We start from the raw sequence: 25,674 nt of genomic DNA on the forward strand, positions 1-25,674 counted from the left end.
AAGTATTCGATATTGAAAAGTTTATATCAATCAATTTAAAAAAAATAGGCACTTTTGCTTCCTTACTTTATAACTGTAAAGAGTTTCAGGGGTAATATGTTTCTGTGTCCTTTGTGGTTATTTTTTTATTTTAAACTATGCCGAAGATATACCTGGCGTCTAAATCACCAAGGCGACAAGAACTACTTAAACTGATGGGATTAGAATATACACTCTATATCAGAGATATAGATGAAAGCTATCCTGAATCTTTAAAAACTACTGAAGTTGCCGAGTTTATAGCCAATAAAAAAGCAGAAGCTTTTACTGTTGCAGAAGAAGGTGTTATGATAACTGCAGATACTATAGTTGTAGTAGATAACGAAATTTTAGGAAAACCTAATGATGCGGAAGATGCTTTTGCTATGTTAAAAAAACTATCGGGGAGGAAACATCAGGTAATTACCGGAGTATGTGTTGTTGCCAAGGATAAAAAAACATCGTTTAGTGTGACTACTGATGTTTATTTTAAAACTATAACCGATACAGATATAAATTTCTATATAGAAAACTACAAACCATTTGATAAGGCCGGGGCTTACGGTATTCAGGAATGGATTGGAGTGACAGCGATTGAAAAGATTGATGGTTCTTATACAAACGTCGTTGGTTTACCCACCGAACGACTTTACACCGAATTGAAAAATTTTGGTTTTTTATAATTTAAGCTTGCTTTCAATATAGAATAAATTTAATTTCTGTTTTGAAAACACAATTTGGTATAAAATAGGTAAGGTAATAAGGGGCGCAACAACTTATTTATTGTTGATACGCCCCATATATAACTTATAACTTGATGGGTAATCAGTAGTTATTTGTCTTTTTCGGTAAAGATTTCTTTGTTTCCCGTAATTACGTTCCTGTTTTTTTGCATTACGAGGAGAAACGACAAAGTAATCTTGTTCAACATTCCTTAAATAAAGAATAATAGTCGAACTTTCTGTTTTATAGTTTTATTTCTGCCACATTAGATCCGCAGGTAAGCATACTATCTCCATAATAAGGGTTTTGTACTTTTTTACTGGAAGACAACCAGCTACCACCAGCATTATTATTTGCCATTGGGCAATTTTGTTCGTAAATAACACCGGTTTCGGGTTTGTTAGCCGTAAAGTAATTTACCAGTAAATGGCTCAATTTATCAAGAAGATTTCTTTTAGCTTCAAGATCACCAGCATCTTCTATCAGTTTTACTTGTGCACCAATCTCATTTTCGTTTACCTGATTTAAAGCCAAACCAAGATCTGTAGCTGCTTTTTTTGCCATATCATTATCACTAGCCACCAGTGCCGAAGTTAAACTAATATAACTGGTGTAAACCTTCCCAATATTCTCATTAGCGAAACTGATATTGTTTTCTGCTTCCTGCTCATGGTTAGCACTGTCATGTACATGTTGTAGGGTGTCAGTTGTAGCGTTTTGAGTGTTGGTGTTACCGCATGAAGCCAAACCAAGAGTGGCTGCCATGAACGAAAGTTTAAACAAATTGTTGAAATTCATAATGTAATTAATTTATTTTGTTAAAAATTTAATGCTCCTTTTTTTAATTTATATTCACTGTACAATAAATATGCACCACTATAGACTACCTTCTCACCATTTTTTAAGCCTTCTTTGAGTGTAACCACAAATTCATTTTCTTTATCAATGATCACCTTTCTAGGCTCAAAGGTGTGTTGGTCTGTCTGGATCCACACATGTTGGTAATGCTGATCTCTTATGACTGCATTTGTAGGAATGGTAAGTACATCCTGTTCGTTTATTTTATTGATGGTAAGCTTAGCCAGCATTCCTTCCTGGTACTTTAAATCACTATTATTGATTTTAGCTCTAATTGTGATGGTTTGCTGATTATTGTTTAGTTGCGGACTTATAAAATCTACCTGGGTAAAAATAGGTTTATCATTATATCCTGAGACCGAAATTTGTACAGGTGTTCCTGTTTTAATATTTTCAATTTCATAAGGGAAAACAGCGGCTTCTACCCATAAGCTACCCGAGTTTTCTACTCGGAATAAGGGACTTCCGGCATCAATATATGCACCTTCAAAAACGTTAATTTCTTTAACAATACCCGAAGTTTTTGCATAAACCGTAATAGTTGGATTTGTTTTTCCAGATGATTTTAATTGGCCAATTTGTTTTTCGTTAAAACCAAATAGCTTAAGTTTGTGTACAGCAGATTCACCCAGTTTTTTATAAATAGTCTCATTAGGAAATTCTTCGTGTTGTTTTATAGCAAGTAAGTAATCATTCTGTAAAGAAGAAAGTTCCTCGCTATAAATACTGAAAAGAGCTTGACCGTTGTGTATCGGAACACCTATTTCTTTGAGGTACAAATGATCTACACGACCTTTAAATCTCGATGAAACTATTTCTACCTGATTGGCATCTGTAACTAATTTGCCTTCAAGTTCGACTTTGTTTTTGAAGTTTCCCGCACCAACTTGCTGTACTTTAATATTGGCCAGTTTAATTTGTCCTTCGCTTAGCATAAGTACAGGGTTGTCCGTTTTTGTTACAGGAACAAGGTCCATTCCACAAATTGGACAGCTTCCTGGTTTATCACTAATAATTTCTGGATGCATGGGGCAGGTATAACTCTTTGTTTCCTGATGGTGCGAGTGGCTATCATCCTGTTGTTGCTCTGGATTACTTTGACAAGCAAATAAAATTAGTGTTAATGAAAATACAAATATGTTGAACGCTTTCATTCTCTCGTTATTTTTTATTGAAAATCCTATAAACCAATCGTCAGTTTAAAGGTTTAAATATTTTTGTTTTACTGATGAACAATAGTGCCTTCGGAATCTATTAAATAAGATGCATTTTCGGCAATTCTGTCATTTTCAGTTATTCCGGATTTTATACCTATCATATTTTTAGACTTATGACCATCTGGTATAACTTCTTTTGGTCGCAGGTTTTTTCCTTGTTTTACAAATACTACAGAAGAAGTACCTTTGTTAAAAATTGCTTTTTCCGGAATCCATATTCCTTCTTTTGCAGAGGAAATTACAGTTGCTGTTAATAACTTACCAACCTGATAGTTTTCTTTTGAAAGATTGATTTTTATAGTAGCAAAGTTCCCATTCTCTTTAAAATAAGGGATATAGCTAATAATAGGGTAAGCTTTATTATCAAGCAATATTTTATTTTGCTCTTTTACGGTTTTCATATCTTCAGCTGCAACAGAAAATTCACCCCATAAACTGCTGTTGTCATAAATTCTGAAAACAGTTTCTCCGGCATATACGTACATGCCTTGTACCGTTTGTAATGGCAAACTCTCTGAATCCATATCTTTAGCAAGGGGTTTAAAATCTGACAAATAACCATTATACCTACTATAAACAGGAAATGAATACATGATTTGCTTATTGGATAATAATGTATTGATCTGGCTTTGTGTAGCTCCAAGCAATCTGAGTTTTTGTATAGCCTGGTTAAGTAATTCTTTGTCTCCGTTTTTTTGTAGAAACAAAATATCTTGTTGTGCAGATACCAGATCCTGACTATATATATCCATTATTTTTTGTCCTATGCGGATAGGTTGAAAATTGTATTTAACATACAGCTTTTCAATACGACCATTTACAGTAGATGCAATGGCATATTGTTTTCTTGTATCATAGCTTACTTTCCCATTGAGTATAATAGTGTCTGAAAGTGCTGTTTTTCTGGGGTAAATTGTTTTTACGTCAGACACAATTACTTGGTTAACGTTTTCCAATAGCTCTTCTACATCCTTAGCTACTTTCATGTCTGCATTGTTATGCATAGGAACAAGATCCATAAAACAGATAGGACAGGTACCCTGTTCGTTCTTTACAATTTCTGGATGCATAGGACAAGTATATTTAGAAGAAGATGTACTTTTGTTATGTTGGTTACAAGAAGCCAACGTAACTGCTATAATAAGTAACATCAGGGCTTTCCAGTTATTTTTCGATAATTTTTTCATAGTCAATAATCAACTTCGATAATTTCTGTAATTGATTGATATAATCCTGATGGATTTTGTTTAATGTTTCCCAGCCGTCTATCACATTAGATAATTCTTCTTTGTTTTCCTGATAATCTAGCAATAAAGCATTCAAGCTTTTTTTCATATTGGGTAAAACGGATGAATTGTACTTAGCAATAATTTTGTTGGTGTTAATGATGTTTTTTTCTAAACCTTGAGCAGCTCCGATTAATGAATTGATCTGAAAGTCGCGTTCTTTTTGTAATGACTCAATTTCTAATTTATTGGTCTTCAAGCTAGATTTATATGATTTAGAAGACCAGGGAGCTATAGGTATACTTAGCATAGCCATTGCAGAATATTGTTGCGGCATCATGGAAGAGAAAGACGACATGTGGTCAAATTTTAGCGAAATTTCAGGATTAGCCTGTTTCTTGATGAGTTCGCTCTCTAAATGCATACTTTTTATTTCTGTATCGGCCATTTTTATCGCACTGGAGTGCTGGGTTAAAAAAGCTGTATCTATAAGCTGTTTAGGAAGATATTCAGAAATATTGCCGTCTTCAATATCAAAATTTAGATGGTATGCTCTATACATCAGGATATTAATATTAATCTTAGAAACAGCAATTTCATTTTGAATCTCGTCCAGTATATTTTCTGTTTCAGCAATTCTACCCTCTGTTTTATAAATCTGGCTCAGATTTCCTTTGTTATATTGATATCTTATCTCACCCAATTTTTTCATGGTTTTTAAGATGTCTATATTTTCTTTGAGCAAACTGATTTTTTGCTTACTAATAGCAATATTCCAGTAATTCTCTTTAGCAATGGCTTTAAGATCATTTAAAGCCATGTTTTTACGAGCTTCGGTTGTTTCTGATAACGAAGCGTAATATTTCTCTTTTGATTTATTGATACCAAATGTTGGAATGGCTTGTTCCAGCGAAAACATTAAAGAGCCTTTGTCCGCATCATTCATAAGCTTTTGACCAGGATAAGGAGCCATAAAGGTTCCAGCACCAATCATGGGAGCCATCCAGGCTTTAGCACCTTCTGTTTGGGCTTGCTGACTTTCTGCCTTATGCCCCAAGGCTTGTAACTGAAGGTTGTTTTTTGATATCTCAGCAATAATTTGCTCCAATCCAAGCTTTTCCTGAGCAGATACTTTTAAGGAAACTAAGCCTGTCAGAAAAATCATGCAGCATAGAAATTTAATATTGAAATTCTTAATGTTTAACATCTAGTACCTCCAATTTCCCGAACTTTTTCAGTTCGTATTCTTTAGTCATTAAAAATATTAAAGGGGTTACCAATAAGATATGGGTAGAGGAAGTGAGTACTCCTCCAATCATAGGTAATACAATGGGAAGCATTACATCACTTCCAACTCCGGTAGACCAAAGGACTGGCGTAAGTCCGAACAAGGATACGCATACGGTCATTATTTTTGGTCTTAATCTTTTTGCGGCTCCATGTATTACATATTCTTTAATATCTTCAGGGGTAATTGTTTCTGCTGAGTTACCTTTCTTTTGTACCAGTTGTTGCATGGCATCATTAAGGTAAATAACCATAACCACCCCGGTTTCTACTGCAATACCAAATAGAGCTATAAAGCCTACAGCTACTGCTACAGAGAGGTTAACTCCATAGAAATAGACCAGAAATGCTCCACCAATAAGGGCAAAAGGAATAGTAACCAAGCTCAAAAAAGCTTCTCTTATAGATTTAAAAGCAAAGTATAAAGCAAAAAAGATAATCACTAAAACAACAGGGATAATCATTCCTAGTGTTTTTTGACCTTTAATCAGTTGTTCGTATTGTCCGCTCCATTCCAGAAAATAACCGTTAGGAAGCTTTAGTTCTGCATTAATTTTATCTATAGCGTCTTGTACAGTAGTACCAATATCTCTGTCGCGGACATTAAACATAACAGCACCGCGTAAAATAGCATTGTCAGACGTAATCATTGGAGGGCCATCTACAAATTGTATTTCAGCTACATTGGCCAACGGAATAAGTCCTGCATCAGGAGAGTTTAAAGGGATACGCTTTAATCTGTCTATACTGTTTCTGTAATCTTCGGCAAGTCTTAATTGTATACCAAATCTTTGTCGACCTTCTATAGTGTTGGCAATAATAGCACCACCTAAAGCGGTTTCAATGGTCATATTAACATCATCAATACTCAACCCATATCTGGATAGTTGATCGCGTTTAATATCTATTTCAAGATATCTACCTCCGGTTACGGGTTCAACATATAAATCTTTTACACCTTTTACACCCTTTAAAGTTTGTTGAACACGTTCAGAAACCTTTTGTATACTATCCAGTCTTTGTCCGTAAACTTTAATGCCTACATCTGTTCTGATACCAGTTGCCAACATATTAATACGGTTAATGATAGGTTGTGTCCAACCATTTACTACTCCCGGAATTTGCAATTTACTGTCCAGTTCTTCTATGATTTTTTTCTTGGTCATGCCTTCCCGCCATGCGGATTTTGGTTTCAGCATGATAATGGTCTCTATCATACTTAAAGGAGAGTTATCTGTAGCTGTGTTAGCTCGTCCGGCCTTTCCAAGTACCTGTTCAACCTCCGGAACAGATTTTATAATTTTATCCTGTACCTGTAAAATCCTTTTTATTTCTGAATTGGAAACATCGGGAAGTGTTACCGGCATAAATAAGATAGACTGCTCGTCCAATGGTGGAATAAATTCTTTTCCTAAGCTAAACAACATAGGAATACTGATAACTAAAGCCAAAATATTGACTCCTAATGTTGTTTTCCGATGTTTCATACAGGCTCTGATAATGGGTTCGTATATTTTTTCCAGAAACCTGTTTATTGGATTAGATTGCTCGGACTTGAATTTTCCTTTCATGAAGAAAGATATCAGCACTGGTGCAAGCGTCACTACCAGTAAGGCATCCAATATCATGATAAATGTTTTGGTGTAAGCTAAAGGATGAAATAGTTTTCCTTCTTGGCCTTCCAGTAAAAAGACAGGTAAAAATGAGGTGATAATAATTACTGTTGAATAAAATACCCCTCTTGAAACTTGTTTACACGATTTTTCTATAATGGATAATCGTTCTTGATTATCTAGTTCTATATAGTCTTTTTTCTTCTTAGAGAATATATTCTTGAAAAATTTCAGCATTTCTTTAAGTTTTATGATTTATTCTCTGATGTGTTTTTCTCGTTAATTTCCTGATATCTTACAGACAGATGTTTGTAAGCATTTTCTGTCATAATAATGCCGTTGTCTACAATAACACCAATAGCAAGCGCAATTCCTGTTAAAGACATGATGTTTGAGCTGATATCAAATGCATTTAAAAGAATAAAGCTGCTGGCAATAGTTACCGGGATTTGTATGATAATTGAAATTGCGCTTCGCCAATGCATTAAGAACAGGAATACGATAACCGTAACCACAATAATTTCTTCTATTAAAGTGTTTTTGATAGAATTGATAGATTCTTTGATCAGGCCGCTGCGGTCGTATACAATATTGAAAGAGACACCTTCGGGTAAACCTTTGGCCACTTCCGTCATTTTGTTTTTTACATTTTGGATAACCTCGTCTGCATTTTCTCCGTAGCGCATTACTATAATACCTCCCACGGTTTCGCCCTCTCCGTTGAAATCAAAAATCCCTAATCTGTTCTCGCTAGACATCTGCACCGTAGCAATATCATTTACTTTAACCGGAATAGAATTAGTGGTTTTAATGGTAATACCTTTTAACTCTTCTATGTTTTTGATATAACCATTGGTTTTAATAATGTACCCAACATCACTTAGCTCAAATTTTCGACCACCAGCCTCATTGTTATTGGTTCTTACAGCTTTAATCACTTCGTCTAAAGAGATATTGAAATAAGTGAGTTTGTTAGGGTCTATACTGAGCTCGTAAGATTTTACGAAACCACCAAAGGAGGCTACCTCGCTCACGCCGGGAACATTTTGCAAACCAAATTTGACATACCAGTCTTGTATGGCTCTTTGTTCGCCCAAATCTATACTTTTGGCATTTAAGGTATACCATAAAATGTGTCCAACCCCCGTCCCATCTGGACCAAGGGTAGGGGAAACTCCATCAGGTAAAGTACTGCTTACACTGCTTAGTCTTTCTAAGACGCGGGAACGAGCCCAATAAGTATCTACATCATCTTCAAATATGACGTAGATGAAACTCATTCCAAACATGGAGTTTGCTCTTACATACTTTACTTTAGGTAAGCCTTGTAAATTGGTTACCAAAGGATAAGTAACCTGGTCTTCTATAATTTGTGGGCTTCGTCCCATCCATTCGGTAAAAACAATTACCTGATTTTCTGATAAATCTGGGATGGCATCTATTTTACTTTTCTTTACAGAATAAATACCTGCTCCAAAAAGTATACTGCCTATTAATAGTACTAAATAGCGATTTCTTAACGAAAAGCCTATAAGCCTCTCAATCATCTTCCTGAAAATTTTAAATGATTATAAAATTTGTTTAAATAGGGTAAGGTTAACCACAAAGCAACAGGTGAAATCTCTAAACGTATATTAACGATAGATTTTAACCTTTTGTGGTTAAATGCATTGAGATTCTAATTACGGAATTGTCTTAGAAGAATGTATAATCCTTCTTTGAGTAAGGGAAATAACGACTGATTGGGTTTTTCGTCGTCTTCGGAATCATCAGTATTGAAACTTAAAAAGCTAAGTATATAGCTTTTCAGAAAAACCAAAGAACTGGTAAAAGACGATTCCTTTTTAATGTTGGAGTTGTCTACTTTTACTGGGTTTTTAGTGGCTACCTTTGATTCTTTGCAACAAGATTTATCGTGTTTTGTCTTGTTACATGATTTGTCTTTATGACAATCTTTTTTTGAACTCTCTTTTTGTGATTCTTTGTTTTTATCGCAGCAAGAGTGATTGTTTTGTTGTTGCAGACTTACGGTTTTTAGTTCATCTGAACAGAAATGAAGATTCAAGGTCATCCCTGTTGATGCTATAAACACCAGAGCGATTAAAAATAGAGTTAATATTTTGTGACCTAATTTCATTATTGGCAAATCTAAAAATATTTGATCAGAAATGAAATAGCTTGTTATCTGTAATGTTTTTATTACAATAGTTTGATGATATCAGAGATACATATGTAGAATATGCCTTGTCTGATATCAATACTATTTTTAAAAATATATTTACATGCTATTTTACCTGATATCTGTAAATTCCTCTACCGATATTTCCATCAATATCCAGCCCCTCTATAACCACTTTATAAGTGCCTTTTCCATCTGCATTGAAATATTCCAGGGCAGCTTTTCCTTCTTTATTAGTATTTACTACAGGATTCCAATAAACAGTAGTTCTTAAATCTTCTGGTTGTGTAGGTGTTCTTGGTCCTGTATATTTTGGCGTATAGAAATGTCGCTCCACGGAATACCCCTTAGGTTTATATGTTAAAACATTAGCCGGAGGAAAAAGATCTTTTATTTGATCTTTACTTAAAGGTGTTGATTTTATTTCCTTTAAGTTGACAACCAATACACCTAAAGTATTTGATCTTCTGTTGATACCACTTAACCCGTCGTTATTGAAAACCTCGATAGACTCTATTCCGTTAGCATCTAAACTGGTTAGATAGTTTACGTCTACAGGCATACCATTTACATAAACTTCTATAGGAACTCTTGTTCCCTGATTATAGGCTCTTGTAAGATATAGCATGTTATCCACGTAAGTAATTCCCGATCCGGCTAAACAGTTTAAAATGTTTGCACAGCCTTGCAATTGGTCTCCGGTAGTGAGCCTATCAGCCATGAAGTTTAATCCTGATAATGCAGAGTGATCCAGATGACTTGGTTTTTTCTCTGTAACAGCTGCTTTAACCACAACTTCTTTAAGCATAAATGCACTACTATATTGCAACTTGCTGTTTTTTAGATAAGTATTTAAAGTACTGTCTATATTTAGTATTTCGTCAGGTTTATTCGTATTCGAATAAACGGCAGGGTAGGGTTCGCCATCAACCATAATTCGGATATCTTTTGCCGAATTAACGTTGTTTCTGGCATTGATGATAACTTCTGATGAATCTTTGAATACAACATTGGAGAATTTGAATTTTCCGTCTTTGTCAGTCATAGTAGGAGACGAGAAGTGCTTATCTGGTATTTGTAGCAATAATCTTGCTTTTTCCCATGTCATTCCGTTAGCTCTGCGTATGGTACCTGTTATGTCTATTCCCTGTTCAGGTAAATAAGTCACATGAGGGTATTTATTCTGAATGGCATCTTTGAAGGTAAACTTACGGTAACCTTGGGTAAGCATTAGCAAATCTAAGTCGTTTTCCTTTTTTGAATTGGGTTGGTTAAAGTAATAATTAGGTTTTTCTATATAACCCGACAGATCAGAAGTAAGCAATAAGTTACTTAAAATGGTGGTTTCGGTATCTTCATTGGAAGGCACCTTGCTTTCATCTATTACCGCAATAGAGAAGTTTCCTTCTTTTACATCACTATCATTATTGGTAGTAAAATTTAATTTAACTTTTTGCCGTCCTTTATATTCAGTAGCGTCAGATCCTATTTTAATATTCAGTAGATCTTTCCTTTGTATAAAGGTGAGCCTTTCACTTATAGGTGTGCCATTGGAAGATAACAAGGTTACCTGAATAATGCCCGAAGGGAATTTGTCTTTTGGGATATCTGCCGTAAAGCTCTGTGATTTAATAATGCTTTGTGCTGCGTAATATACTATTCCCGCATTTTGCGCTACAATGTAAAAACCCTTGTTTTTATTAGTATCAAAATATTCTTTATTGGCGCTGATTTTTAGAATGACATTGTCTTTATTCTGTGCTACGGCAATATTCATTCCCGACCGTTTTACAGGAGAAAGGGGATAGGTTTTAGAACTTCCATCGTTGAAAGTTACCAGTGCTTTGTATTCGTTACCCGGTTCTGGGGTAAAAGTTATCATGCCCATTCCTAAATGTTGTGAGCTTGATTCTGTTATTGATTTTCCGTTTTTATCACTAATAGCAACTTTTACATTGGTACCCAAACCATCGGATGTAATTGCTTTAAATGCAACTTTAGAGGGAATTTCTCCAATTAAATCTCCGCCTTCGGGAAAAAACTGAATATCATATTCCAAAACGGATTTTTTTAAGGGAAATGTAGATGTTACGTTGCCCGCTGAACTCCCTGTTTCTATAATGGTAATCAATTGTGCTCGGCTGACATCTACTTTGGATGATGCACTGAAGTTAACATTAAGATAACCGGCATTATCCGTGTTGCTTTTTCCTCGAGCAACTCTTTCATAATCTGCAATAACCTCCCAGCTTACTTTTTTGTTCATCAGAGGAATGCCTTTATCATTTTTATATTGTACTCTGGCACTCACTTTAGACCCTTTATCATTTACGGTTCCACTAACGAAATTGATATGGGTATAAACATCTTTATTCAGAGCATCGCCAACATAGATGTTTTTTCTGAAAAAATACGAAGGGTCAAAGTTAAGCATCCATTTAGTGTATGCTCTCAATTGATAATTCTCTTGTTTGAATTTTTGGGTGTATAGGGGAATGTTTCCTGTAGCTATGGAATTAGTGATTGGTATTTTTAAAGATTCTACCAATGAGTCTTTACTGCTGATGACATCAACATAAAGAATTTTACTTAATGGAGAAGGAGACCTTTGCTCTAAAGTCAGATAGGCTTTAAACCATATAGTGTCGCCAATAGCGTAATAAGGTTTGTCAAAATGCAGATGCACTTTTTCTGTAGGATAATCATGAAAAAGTTTGCCCTTCTTCTCTAAGATAGTATTTAAAGGAATACTGTCTGTTTGTGCATATATGTAATTGGATGATAAGAGTACAGCAAATAATAGAAGTTTAATGTATTTCATCTGTTTATTCTGTTTAATTTATAGGTAAACAGCATTTATGTTTACCATTATTGAGCTTCTTCTATGGTACGACCTTCATTTATGCATTATAATGCTTTATACCATTTGAAAGTGTTAAATATATTTAAAATATAGATGCAGAGCTAAGTTTTAACAAATTTTAATGCAAGGGCAAGCGTGAGGGAAGGGGAGGTGGGTTTTGTTTGTTTTGAAAATATGTTTTTTATTTGAAAATATTGTTGTATATTCGGTTACGTACACAGTGTTAAGTTGTAACCAAATGAACCTTTATTCTGACGATGATCTTATTGGCTGCGTTGTGCATGGAGATAAACTGGCTTTTAACGAAATATATAAACGTTATTGGGCTGTTTTATATAGACATGCCAAAAGAATGGTGAAATCTGATGATGAGGCACAGGATATTATTCAGGATATTTTCGAGTACTTATGGAGAAAGAGAGAGTCGCTGGATATAAAGACTTCAGTATCTTCCTATCTATATTCAGCTGTTAGGTATAAAGTGTTTGATTTGATTGATAAGGGCAAGGTTAGAAATAATTATATTGAGGCATTAGGAAGCTTTATTGCTAACGAAACCTATACAATTGATCACCTTATTATAGAAAAAGAGCTTGCTTTCTTGATAGAAAAAGAGGTTAGCTTTTTACCTAAGAAAATGAGAGAAGTATTTGAGTTGAGCAGAAAGGAACATTTAACCCATAAAGAAATAGCAGAAAAGCTTTCATTATCAGATCAGACAGTAAAAAAACAAATTCATAAAGCACTTAAGATTCTGAAACCTAAATTTGGTATATTTATGTGGTGTTACATTATTGTTAAATTTTTTATATAAAAAAGTACCCCCTTCCTTATCGTTAACCTACATATCTAAAAAGCACAGGCTATATAGATATGGAAAACGAAAAAATCAAGAAATTGGTTCATAAATATCTTCGAGGAGAGTGTAGTGATGAAGAAAAGCAAATTTTAGAAACTTGGTATAATCAGCAAGTATCCAAAGAAGCTATTTCAGATGAAATTAATTATCAGTTTTTAGAACAACATATCTGGAATAAATTAGATCTGGAAGAATCAAAAAAGATTCGAAAAATAAAATATATTCCTTTTGTAGCAGCTGCGTTAGCATTGATGGTTTCTTTTTCTGCCATCTATACGTTTGTTGTTAAATATAACTTTAAATCACAAGAAATTGTCATTGTTCCTGGTTCTAGTGCTGCTAAGTTATCTTTTTCAGACGGTACAGAAATTGATCTCAATGAATTAACTAATGGAGAAAGGATAGCTATTGGACATGTCAATCTATATAAAAATAAGGACGGAGAACTGATTTATAAAGCAAAAGAATCAAAAGAAAATCTTTTTAGTGTTCTTGAGACCCCCAAGGGAGGACAATACCAAATTGAGCTGACAGATGGTACCAAAGCATGGCTAAATGCAACCTCATCTATAAAGTTTCCTTCAAATTTCGGGAAAAATGAGCGTTTAGTCGAAATCACGGGCGAGGTTTATTTTGAGGTGGTAAAAGACTCCAGAAGGCCTTTTAAGGTAAAGACTACGGGACAACTGATAGAGGTTTTAGGAACACACTTCAATGTTAATGCTTATCATGATGAGCCTAACCAAGTAACAACGCTACTGGAAGGGGCCGTAAAAATAGATGCTTTCCGTAAAAGCTATTTACTAAAACCTAGTCAGCAGCTAAACCTTCATCCAAATGGAAAAGTATCGGTATCTGATGTATTGGCGGAAGAAGCCATAGCCTGGAAAAATGGTGTTTTTCAATTTAGTGATGAAAACGTTTCCAGTATTATGCGGAAACTTTCACGTTGGTATAATGTGGAGGTAGTTTTTGATGAGAGATTTGTGGATAAAAGATTGGCGGGTTCTATATCCAGATATGAAGATGTTTCTAAGGTGTTAGAAATGTTAGAATTAACTAATACGGTTCATTTTAAAATAGAAGGAAGGAGGATTATTGTTATGCAATGATATAGACTAAAATAATAAGGCCGAAAGTGCTCGCAACACCTCCGGCTTTGTTTGAACGTTATTAATAATTTTTTCGAGAAACTAATTAAAAACTTAAATCCAAACATTTCAAATATATGAAATTAAATGTGTTTACAGGCTTTAGGCTAATTCCTAAAGGACTGTACAAATTCATGTTGGTCATGAAAATAGCATTCTTTATTTTATTAATGAGTTTTCTTTCAGTAAGTGCATCGGTTTATTCGCAAAAAGTGAGTTTAAACGTAAATAATGCAAAAGTGAAAGATGTTTTAAATAGCCTAAAACAGCAAACAGGCTATAGATTTCTTTACTCTACAGAAATTATAGAGAAGTCTTCGCTTGTAAGTCTGGAAGTAAATAATATAGAATTATTAGAGGCTCTTGATAAATGTTTCAAAGGTCAGGCGGTTGATTTTATTGTTAAAGATAAAACAGTCGTCATCAAAGAAAAACCATTACTTGTTATAACTCCGGTTCTTGCACCACCTATAAAAGGAAAAGTTGTTGATGTACAAGGGACACCTTTAGCGGGTGTTTTTGTGAAGACAAAAAATGGAAAGAAAACAGCAGTAACTAGTGCTAGTGGTAACTTCTCCATAGTTTCAGATGGAGATAATATTCTCATGTTTTCTTTTGTAGGTTTTGAAAGTCAGGAGGTAGATATTAATGGAAAAACAAGTTTAAATATCATATTAAAAGAGGCTAGCCAAGCATTAAATCAGGTTGTAGTGGTAGGTTATGGAACCGTGGATAAAAAAGATTTGACTGGGGCAGTTGCTACTGTTGACGTAAAAGAAATGGCAAAAGCGCCGGTAGTTAACTTTGATCAGGCATTGGCAGGTAGAGTTTCGGGAGTTTCCGTTGCTAATAATGATGGACAACCAGGACAAAATGCCAGTATTGTTATTAGAGGAGGAAACTCACTAACACAAAGTAATGAGCCTTTGTATGTAATAGACGGATTTCCAATGGAGGATTTTTCGAGTTCGGCTCTAAGTCCAAATGATATAGCTTCTATTTCTGTTTTAAAAGATGCTTCTGCTACAGCAATATATGGATCCAGAGGAGCAAATGGGGTAATTGTTATTGAAACCAAAAGAGGGGTTGTAGGAAAGCCTGTCATAGAATATAATGTTTCTGTGGGTATTCAGAAAGCAATCAATAAAATGGAATTAATGGGAGCTTACGATTTTGTGAAATATCAAGATGAGATTTATCCTGCTTTGGCTAAGAAATATTATTTGGAAGATAAAGGGAAGAAGCTGGAGGATTATATCGGAGCTCCAACCCTAGATTTACAGAATAGTTTATTCAGGACAGCTCCACTACAAATACATAACTTATCCTTACGGGGAGGTAATGTAAATACTAAATATTCAATTTCGTCCACATTATATAATCAAGAAGGAATTGTTATCAATTCAGGTAACAAAAGATATCAAGGAAGAGCCTCTCTTGATCAGACTATTAACAAAAAACTCAAAACCGGTATTTCTATTGGTTTAGCAAACTCTAATGCGACAGGTACCCCTTTAAATACTGGGCCAACATCTTCAGCAACAAGTTATACATTATATAGAGCATGGGGGTATAGACCGGTAACTGCTTCTAATATAGATTTAGAAGATCTTTTGGTCGATCCCGAAACAGAAGGTTTAAACTTGATGATTAATCCGGTAATAAGCTTGAAAAATGAAATTTATGGAAATAAATATACAGACATTAATCTGAATGCTTATGTTAATTATGAGATTATTAATGGGCTTAATCTTAAAATAACGGGAGGAACAAATAGTCGAAACAATCAGTATAAATATTTTTATAATTCCCAAACCTACAGAGCTACACCTAAAAATTCTAGTAATATAAGAGGTACTTATGGTGGAGTAATAAATAGAAACTATTCAGGGTGGTTAAATGAAAATACCCTTAATTATAAAAAGAGGATAAACAAAGTTCATATTATTGATGTGTTGGCTGGTTTTACCATGCAGGAACGAAGTAGCGAGTCTTTTGGTTTTGAGGCAGACCATATACCCGTAGAAGAGTTAGAGTTCAGTTCTCTTACATCTGGAGATCCATACAGGAATAGTTCATCAGAAAGTTATAATAGATTAGCTTCTTTTTTATCAAGAATTAATTATTCCTATAAAGGGAAGTACTTGTTTACGGCTTCTTTTAGAGCTGATGGGTCTTCTAAATTTTTAGGTAAAAATAGATGGGGATATTTTCCATCAACTTCCTTTGCATGGAAAGTAAAAGAAGAGAGTTTTTTAAAAAATGTATCATCTGTTTCAGAAGCTAAACTGCGGGTAGGGTATGGCGTAACAGGTAACAATAGAGTTGGAGATTTTGATAAATTTCCTGGTTTAATTTATTCTGAATACGATGGTGGATATTCCTTCAATGATGCGGACCCATCTAAAGCTGTTGTAGTAACCAATATAGGGAACTCTTCTTTAAAATGGGAATCAACAGAACAGACTAATCTGGGACTGGATGTGGGTTTTCTTAAAAACAAAATAAATGTTACTGTTGACTTATATCGCAAAGTAACAAAGGACTTATTACTATTAGCTAATCTTCCACGTAGTACGGGGTTTATTAATGCGTATCGAAATATAGGGAGTGTAGAAAATAAAGGATTAGAAATTTCTTTGAATACGGTAAATATTAATACAGGTAAATTTCAATGGGAAAGTAATTTTAATATATCCTTTAACAAAAATAAGATATTGTCTTTAGTAGAGGGAGAAGATAATTTACAAACAAAAATTAGCTGGGAAACCAACTATTCGGGTAGTCCTTATATTGCAAAAGTGGGATATCCCGCAGCATTATACTATGGATATATATGGGACGGAAATTATCAATATACTGATTTTAACGAAATTTATCCTGGAGTATATAAGCTAAAACCCACTGTTACAACAAATGGTAATAATGCTGATGCTATACAACCCGGAGACGTTAAGTACAGGGATATCAATGGGGATTTGGTTGTTAATAGTAACGATTTAACAATTATAGGAAACCCAAGCCCAAAACATATTGGAGGATTTAACAATACTTTTTCCTATGGTAGTTTCTCTGTAAGTGCTTTATTGCAATGGTCTTATGGTAACGATATACTTAATGCCAATAGATTGGTAATGGAAGGTAATGGATTATTCAGGCCTTTATTAAACCAGTTTGCAACTTATGCAAACAGATGGACTCCTGAAAACCAAAATAATACTCTGTATAGATCAGGTGGACATGGCCCTATAGGTGCATATTCTTCCAGAGTTATAGAAGATGGCTCTTTTTTGCGATTAAAAACGGTTTCATTTTTTTATAAGCTTCCTGAAAAAATAGTAAAAAAGGCATCTCTGAGTGATTTAAGGATAAATGTTACAGCTCAAAACCTTCTTACTTGGACAAATTATTCAGGTATGGATCCTGAAGTCTCAACCAGAAATTCGGCATTAACACCGGGTTTTGACTATTCAGCCTATCCAATGGCAAAATCTATAGTTTTTGGTCTTAATGCTAAATTCTAAAATTGTTAGACATGAAAAAAATAATAAATAAATATTTATCAGGGCTGTTGTTTATAGTCTCTTTTTCCTCTTGTGAAAATTTTTTGGATACAAAACCTTTGGATAAGTTATCTCCTCAAACCTTTTTCCAGACCGAGGCTCAGCTTGATGCAGGTCTGACGGCAACATATGATGCATTAAGCAAAGGTGCTACTTATGGTTATAGTTTTGCAACACGTTATGCAACAGAAGCAGATGAAGGTTTTTTCTATAGTACAAGCAGAAAGACAGGACCACAATTTTATGATTTTACTTCATCAGACGCAGAGGTTTTAAGTACATGGACCGCTTTATACAACGGGATCTCCAGAGCTAATTTAGTACTAGAGAATGTGGATAAGCCTGTTATGGATGAAACCACAAGAAAAGAAATAAAAGGTCAGGCATTATTTTTAAGAGCGTATTATTATTTCTTGTTAGTGATGAATTGGGGAGATGTTCCGCTGATATTGAAAACAACAGAATCAGTAGAAGGGAATTCGATTCCACGTAGTTCGAGTGCTCAGGTTTATGAGCAGATTACCAAAGATATGATTGAAGCAGAGGCTTTGGTGCCAAGTGCAGCTAAACTTGGTTTTGGTGGAAGAGTAAGTAAATCTGCTGTAAGAGGCATACTGGCGAGGGTTTATTTATATTGGGCAGGTTATCCGCTTAAAAATAAAGCCAAGTATGAGGATGTTAGATTTTGGGCTAAAAAGGTAATGGATGATATAGAAACCAAACATAAATTAAGTACTTCTTACGAGGATGTATTCATTAAATATGCCAAAGACCAATATGATATAGGAGAAAGCATTTTTGAAGTAGAGTTTTCCTTAAAAGGAACCTGGGAGCATGGACAGATAGGCTCTTGGATTGGAATAAGATCAACCAGTGATAAAATAGGTACTGCCTATGGCTTTATAGGTACTACCGCAAAACTATATAAGTTATATAAGACAGGAGATTTAAGAAGAGACAGAGCTATATCACCGTTTTATTATGATGCTAATGGTAATGAAATATTATTTTCAACTACACAGTTATCTAGACGTTATCCCGGTAAATGGAGGAGAGCAGAAGAAGAGGCTAAACCGAAAAGGTCTCAGAACACCCCTATAAATTTTCCGATTTTGAGGTTTTCTGATGTTTTATTAATGTTTGCAGAAGCAGACAACGAAATTAATAACGGCCCTACTAATGATGCTTATGATGCCATTAATAAAGTTAGAAGAAGAGCTTATGGGTTGGATGTAAATACTATAAGCAATACAGTGGATTTACAAAATATGGATTACACCACATTTTTGTTAGAGTTGAAAGATGAACGTTCCAGAGAACTTTGTTTTGAAGCTCTGCGCAAGTACGATTTGATCAGATGGAATGATATAGAGTTTGTATTAAATGATATGAAAAGAGAGGTTTTGGCTACCGAAAGTGCTACATACAATTACGTAGCATTGAGCTATGCTAATTTTGATAGAAGTAAACATACATTGTTACCTATCCCTTTGAACGATATGTCGCTAAATAAAATGTTGACACAAAATCCAGGATATTAACCCTAAAGAATATGAAAAATATAAGATTTATAATTGCATTATATGCCCTTACTTTAGTTTCATGTTCCAATGAAATTGAAGTAGAAACCCCTGTTTTTGAGATAACCACAGCATCAAATACCTACAAAGCAGGCGAAACAGTAATATTTAATGTTGAAGGTTATGCAGATTACATAACTTTTTACTCGGGGGAAATAGGAGCTAATTATGATTATCGGGAAAGAACACAAATAGAAGGTGCGAAACCGAAGCTTGCCTTTGTTTCAACAGTGAAATATGGTAAACCAGCAGATTCATTACGATTGTTGATTTCTGGCGATTTTAATGGAACGGTAACTAAAGAGGGAATTTATAAAGCAAAATGGATAGATATTACAGACAGAGCGGTAATATCAACAGGAACAGATGTTTCTTCTGGTGTAATAGATCTGAGTGACTTTATAGAGAAACCATTAGTGAATATAGCTTTTAAATATATTGGTGTTGGGAGTCCGACAGCTTCCCAGAAATCTTGTTGGATTAAAGAATTTGAATTAAAAACTTTAGATAGTAAAGGTTTGGAGTATCCTCTCATTCCTACTTTGAATGAGGCAGGGTGGGTTCAATGTAATATTTTAGGAGAAAATCGTAAATGGACTATATCCGGTAGCCAATTATTTATTGGAGCAAATGCAAATGAGGATTCTAATGAAGATTGGGTAATTACCAAATCTATTAGTTTAGCATCATTAAAGCCAGATAAAGGTACACCTATAAAAAGCTTAAGTGGCCCTATAAAAGAATGGTCACATATATACGCAGAACCGGGAATTTATAAAGTGGTATTTAGAGCAGCAAATTCCAATATATACGGTAATAGAGAAGTGTTAAAAGAAATAACTTTAAATATCGTACCCGAAAACTAATGAAGCATCCATCGTGGTATTTCATTATAATAAAAGCTTAATTCTATTTAAAAAGTATAAAAGAACTTTCATTCTGATTTTTAGAAATGAAAGTTCTTTCTAGAAAGTGTATGTCAAAAAATCAAGAATAACTTGATGGTGCAAAAAACTATTAATTGCAACTATGATGAATTTTAATAAATACAATATAAAATATTCGGTATTCACTTTGTTACTGATGTTGATGTGTAATATAGCCAATGCTATTCAAAGTGACTTATTCCAAAATATAAATTTGAGAGAAAACCTACTATTGAACTCCGATTTTGAAGAAGGGACAGATAAATGGATAATTCCAGCAGCTTATGCACAAGTTTCTACTCAAAATGTATATCAGGGAACAAAGAGTATCTATTTTAAAAATACAAATAATCAGGTAAACCCCACAAGAGTAACCCAATCATTAATTGTTGGCCCAGGCGAAACTATTTATTTTGGGATAAAAGTAAAAGGACAAGCCTTAGATGCGAGTGCCGCAGCTAAAGATAATTATGGAGCCAGGGTGTATATCCAAAGCTATGATGTTGACGGCAATTTTATCAATGGGATCTATCCAGCTTCTAGTGGATCAGGTACATTTGATTGGAAAGAAATAGGAGGGATATATACAGTACCAATTAATGCTGTTTCTGTTTCAATTGGATTTGGGCTTATGCCTAATGTAGTAGGCGAAGCTTGGTTCGATTCTGCATTTATTGCTAAAGAAGAAAATCCTTTATTTCAATCATTTCTAGTTACACCCAATTATAGAGGAATGATGGTAAAAGGAGACCAATCGCCAATTATTACTAATTGCAGAATGACACCTACACCCAATGAAATAGGGAAAACAGGAGAGGTTAAATTCAGTTTGCTCAACAATCAAAGAAGTACTCTTCATTCCGAGAATAAACAATTTAATATAGAAACTAAAGAGGTTTCTTTGCCTTTTGATATTAGTAGTTTGGGATTAAATACAGGTGATTATATTTTTAAAATAGAGTATAAATCTGATAATCAGTCGTTAAGTTATTCGGACGAATATGCAATTGAGGTAGTAACCTCAATGCCGAAAGTTTATATCGATAAGGAAGGTTTTACTGTAAAAGATGGTGTGAGAATATTTCCTTTAGGGCTATATATAGGAGAGCCTGATCAGGAACATTTGGAAAGGATAAAAAATGCAGGATTTAATACCGTTCTTTCTTATGGGTACGGAAATAATACAAAGGCAGAAACTTTTCTGGATCGGGCATACAGCAATAATCTGAATGTAGTGTATTCTCTAAAAGATATGTATGAAGGAACTAGTTTAAATATCCCTAATCCAAGACAAACAGCTGTGCAATTTATTAATAAGTTGAAAAATAAACCAGCTCTTTTGTCATGGTATACTGTAGATGAATTATTGCCGGAATGGCTACCTAAAATCAAAAATATGTATGATGATATTAAGGATAATGATAAAGATCATCCAGCATTTCAGGTTCATTATTATGAGTCAGCAAACATGTTTGAAAAATACTATAACACAACTGATGTTTTTGCTGCAGACCCCTATCCCATTGGTAGAGCAAATTTAACACTGAGTACTGTTAGAAATAATGCAAGCGTTAAAGCTTCCCATCAGTCAAAAGGAGTGTGGTCAGTACCACAAATAATGGATTGGGCTATCTATGAAAAGGATAGAGCGCAAAGACCGCCTACATTGGCAGAAATGAGAAATCAATCTTATCAAGCACTAATTGCTGGGGCAAAAGGATTGGTTTACTATACTTATTACGATCTTTTTTACACCAAATGGCCAAGAGGGACAGAAACCTATAGTATTGATAGTTTTAATGCCAGATGGGCTGATGTTTCAAAAATGTCAAAAGAAATCGATTCCTTAGTGCCAGCAATACTTTATGGGGTAGATAAGCAAGTCATCCTTTCGTCAAGTTCAGATGTTACAATCAAATGTATAGAGTATAATAACGAATTGTTGTTGCTGGTAGCAAATCCCTATTATGCTACAAAAAGTATAGATATAGTTTTGCCCACAGGGTGGAATCCCTCTAAAAGCAGACAAGGAGATATAGAGGGGAATGTTAATAATGGTGTATTGCGCCTACAGCTTCCTGATGTCGCTTCGGGAGTGTATCGTTTAAGTTCTGGAGAAGAACCAGAACAGCAAGGTATTTGGAAAAATAAAGTTGATAAAAATTGGGTTTATAATCTAGAAGGTGCTAAAAATACAGATATTAACTATTATGGAGGAAGAAGTGACTTATTAAATTCAGGAACCTCTACTGCTTATAGTAAATCGATAACAAGCCAAACATCTTTGGGTTTTATGCCTAGGGCACAATCAGGAAATGTATTAGTACAAGCAGGCGGGCAAATACAAACAGGTACCTTTTCGATAGAAACTGAAAACGATAAAAAGAAGCTCATATTCCCAATCGCTCAGTCCGGAATTCCGGTGAATAAATTGTCTTTCTATGGAATAGATGAAGCAACTTCTGTACTAGCGACAAAATATCGCTTAACATTAAATAAAACACCTGATGCAGGGACAATTGCAGGTGGTATTTTCTTTATTATTGGAAATCATACAACGGGAACTACTGTTTTTACAAATAATGGAGGGATTTCGGGGACAGCCACACCAACAGTATTTGGAGCATTTCAATGGTTATTTAAAGCAGATGGTCAAATTCACCTACGAGTAAGACAAAATGGAGGAAGCGATTATAAAGTAATTTCTACTACAGATTTTCAAAATGGAGGAGATTATGTTATAGAGGTATATGCAAATAATTCTGATTTAGCACAGGAATACATCAGAAATGAAATGAAGTATAATATTAGTGCTGGTAAAATACATTTTTGGGTAGCTAACAAAAGATTAACCCTTGATGGCTCGCCCGAACTGCCCAATAGTGGTGACAATATGCCGGTAAATACCACTTTAAATTCTTTTACTCTTATTCCTGCTAAACAAAATAATACACAATACGATAATGAGAAAATTTCTTTAGGGGAACTGCATTTGATATATGCAGATAACGTGGCATCAATGCCTGTTCAATTTCTAGATTTTTATGCGAAACAGGAAACAGACAATGGAGTTATTTTAAAATGGTCAACTGTTAATGAAATCAATAATAAAAGCTTTTATATATATCGTTCCTCAGGAATAAGTGGATTTTATAAAGTAGCAGAAATACCAGTGAACAATAATACAAAAAAGGATGTAAATACTTATTCTTTTAGAGACTCTAAACCTCAAGAGGGAATTAATTATTATAAACTTTTACAAGTTGATATAGATGGGAGTATTACTGAATATCCTAAAGTACTTTCAGTATATATAGATAAAAAACACACCACTTCAAAATTACTATCGTCTGTATCAAAAGGAAAATTGTCAGTGATTTACTCTAATACAGCAGGAGTGGGAAAAGGAACTATAAAATTAAGAAATTTGGAAGGCAAAATTTTATTAAATCAAAAAGTACATATTTCAGAAGGGAAAAATGAATTTACGTTTCACCTAGTGAATAATATACAAGGAAATCTTTATGTATTGGAATTGGATCGCGAACAGGAAACTATTGTAAGTAAATCTGTTAGTCAATAAAATTATTATATATCCATAAATTATAGAAATTCCATTACTCATGAAAATAACAAGTATAATAGCTTTATTTCTTTTGTTTAACCTCAATATTTTTGCAAAATTAATTTGTCCGGTAATACCCTTACCTAATCAGGTAGAAAAAAACAATAATGTCTTTACTTTAAATTATAATACGGTTTTAACCGTAAATAATGAAAGCTTAGAGCAATTGGCTAATTATTTGCAAAAAGAAATACATGTACGTTATAATAAAAGTATTCCTATTACGAAAAAGGAAAGGTACTACAATATCAACCTACGACTCAATAAACATAAAAAGAAAGATGTACCTATTATAGGAGCTTATAATTTAAGTGTTACAGAAAAAGAGATTGTTATTGAAAGTAACAATAGCGAAGGTATTTTTAATGGTATACAAACATTGTTGCAACTCATAAATTCAGGTAAGAAAACTGGAAATATAGTAGAGATAGAAGGTTGGGAAATAGTAGATACCCCTCTATACCAATGGAGAGGTTTTATGTTGGATGAATCCAGACATTTTTTTGGAACCAAAAAAGTTAAACAAATACTGGATTGGATGGCTTACTATAAGTTAAACAAATTTCATTGGCATTTAACAGATCAGCATGGATGGAGAATTGATATTAAAAACTATCCAAAACTTTCCCGAATAGGAGGGATAGGTAATTATCACGATGAATTAGCCAAAGCAAAATACTATACACAGCAAGAAATTTTGGAAATTGTAAATTATGCAAAAGATAGGTTTATTGAGATTATACCGGAAATAGATATGCCTGGACATGCTTCTGCTGCTAATAAAGCATATCCCGAATATAGTGGAGGGGGAAGTAAAAGTCACCCAGAGTATACTTTCAATCCAGGGAAAGATTCTGTTTATACTTATTTGACCAATATTTTAAGAGAAGTGGATGTGTTATTTCCATCTCAGAAAATACATATTGGAGGAGATGAGGTACATTATGGTAATGAACGTTGGAGTGACTTGGTTGATGTAAAGCAGTTAATGAAACGTGAGAAATTGAAAGATTTAAAAGAAGTAGAAAACTATTTTTTCAAACGGATTGCAGATTCATTATTACGTTTAGATAATAAGATTTTAGCCTGGGATGAAGTTGCTAATGCAGATGTTCCCGCTAATGAGACCATTTTGTTTTGGTGGAGACACAATAGACCAGAGCAGTTAAAAATAGCTTTGGCTAGAGGAATGGCAATAGTGATGTGTCCTAGGTATCCCATGTATTTTGATTATATGCAAGACAGTCTTCAGGTCTATGGTCCGGATTACAAAAAGTTTACGTTGAACTCTGTGGAAAATGTATATAAATTTTCTCAGGATAATTATGGAATAGAGATTCCCAAAATAAATAATATATTGGGGATACAGGCTAATTTGTGGACAGAAAGAATAAGAACAGAGAATCGGTTAGATTACATGTTGTTTCCTAGGTTGGCAGCATTAGCCGAAAGTGCCTGGACAGCAAAAAACAATAAAGACTTTATTAGTTTTAGTGATCGGATAAAAAAAGATTTTATTCTTTATGAAAAGAATGGAATTTATTATTTTAATTACCAAGATAGAAAAAAGACAGGGGAGCCTAAGTATTAGGCTAGTTTTGTTTAGAAACTAGTGGTCATAGTAATAAAAAAATAAAATAATTTTGGTATTAATAAAAAAAGCTGTACATTTCGGTAACGTTACCGAAATGTACAGCTTTTTTTATGGCTTTTTGGTAGCGAATTATTAACCTTTATAAAAAACCAATTATGAAAAAAAAGAAATTTATTTATCGCAATATGTTCATTTAGATGTGATTATTTAAAATAAAAAAAGTTTTTGTTTTAACGGTTACGTAAACGTTTTGTCTTGTTGTATTTATTTAAATATTATAAATTATGTTGGAGTTGTTTAAACTTTTGGCTGTTAAAAAATGATTCCCAATAAATTTCCAGTTTTGTGTTGCTAAATCATAAAACGCGGAGTCAAGTTGGGAATCATCGATA

The 25,674-nt window shown here is 33.9% G+C and carries 16 protein-coding genes; 8 read left to right on the forward strand and 8 right to left on the reverse strand.

Translation table 11 applies throughout. The annotated features are described in order from the left end of the window. Window positions 1–137: 137 nt before the first annotated feature. Entirely contained in the window at window positions 138–701 is a 564-nt protein-coding gene (locus ACFSAH_RS00940; protein ID WP_379660805.1) for a Maf family protein, read from the forward strand. Between the two features lie 283 nt (window positions 702–984). Here ACFSAH_RS00940 and ACFSAH_RS00945 read toward each other — a convergent pair whose 3' ends face one another. From ACFSAH_RS00945 to ACFSAH_RS00980, 8 genes are all read right to left on the reverse strand, one after another. Next, window positions 985–1,539 carry a DUF3347 domain-containing protein gene (locus ACFSAH_RS00945; protein WP_379660806.1) on the reverse strand — a complete coding sequence of 185 codons (555 nt, stop codon included), beginning with the start codon at window positions 1,537–1,539 and terminating at the stop codon, window positions 985–987. 20 nt (window positions 1,540–1,559) lie between these two features. Continuing rightward, window positions 1,560–2,753, reverse strand: a complete 1,194-nt coding sequence (locus ACFSAH_RS00950; protein WP_379660807.1) for an efflux RND transporter periplasmic adaptor subunit — start codon at window positions 2,751–2,753, stop codon at window positions 1,560–1,562. Between the two features lie 68 nt (window positions 2,754–2,821). Further along, the gene (locus ACFSAH_RS00955; protein ID WP_379660808.1) at window positions 2,822–4,003 is read right to left on the reverse strand and encodes a heavy metal-binding domain-containing protein; all 1,182 of its coding nucleotides are present in this window, start codon (window positions 4,001–4,003) and stop codon (window positions 2,822–2,824) included. After that, window positions 3,981–5,207 carry a TolC family protein gene (locus tag ACFSAH_RS00960; RefSeq protein ID WP_379660809.1) on the reverse strand — a complete coding sequence of 409 codons (1,227 nt, stop codon included), beginning with the start codon at window positions 5,205–5,207 and terminating at the stop codon, window positions 3,981–3,983. The genes ACFSAH_RS00955 and ACFSAH_RS00960 overlap by 23 nt, the downstream gene beginning before the upstream one ends. A gap of 28 nt (window positions 5,208–5,235) precedes the next feature. Beyond that, the gene (locus ACFSAH_RS00965) at window positions 5,236–7,179 is read right to left on the reverse strand and encodes an efflux RND transporter permease subunit (protein ID WP_379660810.1); all 1,944 of its coding nucleotides are present in this window, start codon (window positions 7,177–7,179) and stop codon (window positions 5,236–5,238) included. Between the two features lie 11 nt (window positions 7,180–7,190). Next, a complete protein-coding gene (locus ACFSAH_RS00970; RefSeq protein ID WP_379660811.1) occupies window positions 7,191–8,489 on the reverse strand; it encodes an efflux RND transporter permease subunit in 1,299 nt (432 codons plus the stop codon). Between the two features lie 131 nt (window positions 8,490–8,620). Continuing rightward, on the reverse strand, window positions 8,621–9,079 hold the full coding sequence (locus tag ACFSAH_RS00975) for an HYC_CC_PP family protein (protein ID WP_379660812.1): 459 nt from the start codon (window positions 9,077–9,079) through the stop codon (window positions 8,621–8,623). Window positions 9,080–9,227: 148 nt separating this feature from the next. Next, on the reverse strand, window positions 9,228–11,942 hold the full coding sequence (locus tag ACFSAH_RS00980) for a carboxypeptidase regulatory-like domain-containing protein (protein WP_379660813.1): 2,715 nt from the start codon (window positions 11,940–11,942) through the stop codon (window positions 9,228–9,230). Between the two features lie 280 nt (window positions 11,943–12,222). Between ACFSAH_RS00980 and ACFSAH_RS00985 the strand changes: the two genes are divergently transcribed. From ACFSAH_RS00985 to ACFSAH_RS01015, 7 genes are all read left to right on the forward strand, one after another. Further along, window positions 12,223–12,798 (forward strand): RNA polymerase sigma factor, encoded by a 576-nt coding sequence (locus tag ACFSAH_RS00985; protein WP_379660814.1) that lies wholly within the window; start codon window positions 12,223–12,225, stop codon window positions 12,796–12,798. A gap of 59 nt (window positions 12,799–12,857) precedes the next feature. Continuing rightward, window positions 12,858–13,955 carry a FecR family protein gene (locus tag ACFSAH_RS00990; RefSeq protein WP_379660815.1) on the forward strand — a complete coding sequence of 366 codons (1,098 nt, stop codon included), beginning with the start codon at window positions 12,858–12,860 and terminating at the stop codon, window positions 13,953–13,955. A 116-nt stretch (window positions 13,956–14,071) separates the two neighbouring features. Then, complete coding sequence (locus tag ACFSAH_RS00995) at window positions 14,072–17,518, forward strand: TonB-dependent receptor (RefSeq protein WP_379660816.1); 3,447 nt, start codon at window positions 14,072–14,074, stop codon at window positions 17,516–17,518. 11 nt (window positions 17,519–17,529) lie between these two features. After that, a complete protein-coding gene (locus tag ACFSAH_RS01000) occupies window positions 17,530–19,098 on the forward strand; it encodes a RagB/SusD family nutrient uptake outer membrane protein (protein ID WP_379660817.1) in 1,569 nt (522 codons plus the stop codon). A gap of 11 nt (window positions 19,099–19,109) precedes the next feature. Then, a complete protein-coding gene (locus tag ACFSAH_RS01005; RefSeq protein WP_379660818.1) occupies window positions 19,110–20,003 on the forward strand; it encodes a DUF5017 domain-containing protein in 894 nt (297 codons plus the stop codon). Window positions 20,004–20,166: 163 nt separating this feature from the next. After that, complete coding sequence (locus tag ACFSAH_RS01010) at window positions 20,167–23,646, forward strand: carbohydrate binding domain-containing protein (RefSeq protein WP_379660819.1); 3,480 nt, start codon at window positions 20,167–20,169, stop codon at window positions 23,644–23,646. 40 nt (window positions 23,647–23,686) lie between these two features. Continuing rightward, window positions 23,687–25,279 carry a beta-N-acetylhexosaminidase gene (locus tag ACFSAH_RS01015; RefSeq protein WP_379660820.1) on the forward strand — a complete coding sequence of 531 codons (1,593 nt, stop codon included), beginning with the start codon at window positions 23,687–23,689 and terminating at the stop codon, window positions 25,277–25,279. Window positions 25,280–25,674: the final 395 nt, after the last annotated feature.

This window comes from Pseudopedobacter beijingensis, from assembly GCF_042678145.1.
GTDB lineage: Bacteria > Bacteroidota > Bacteroidia > Sphingobacteriales > Sphingobacteriaceae > Pseudopedobacter > Pseudopedobacter beijingensis.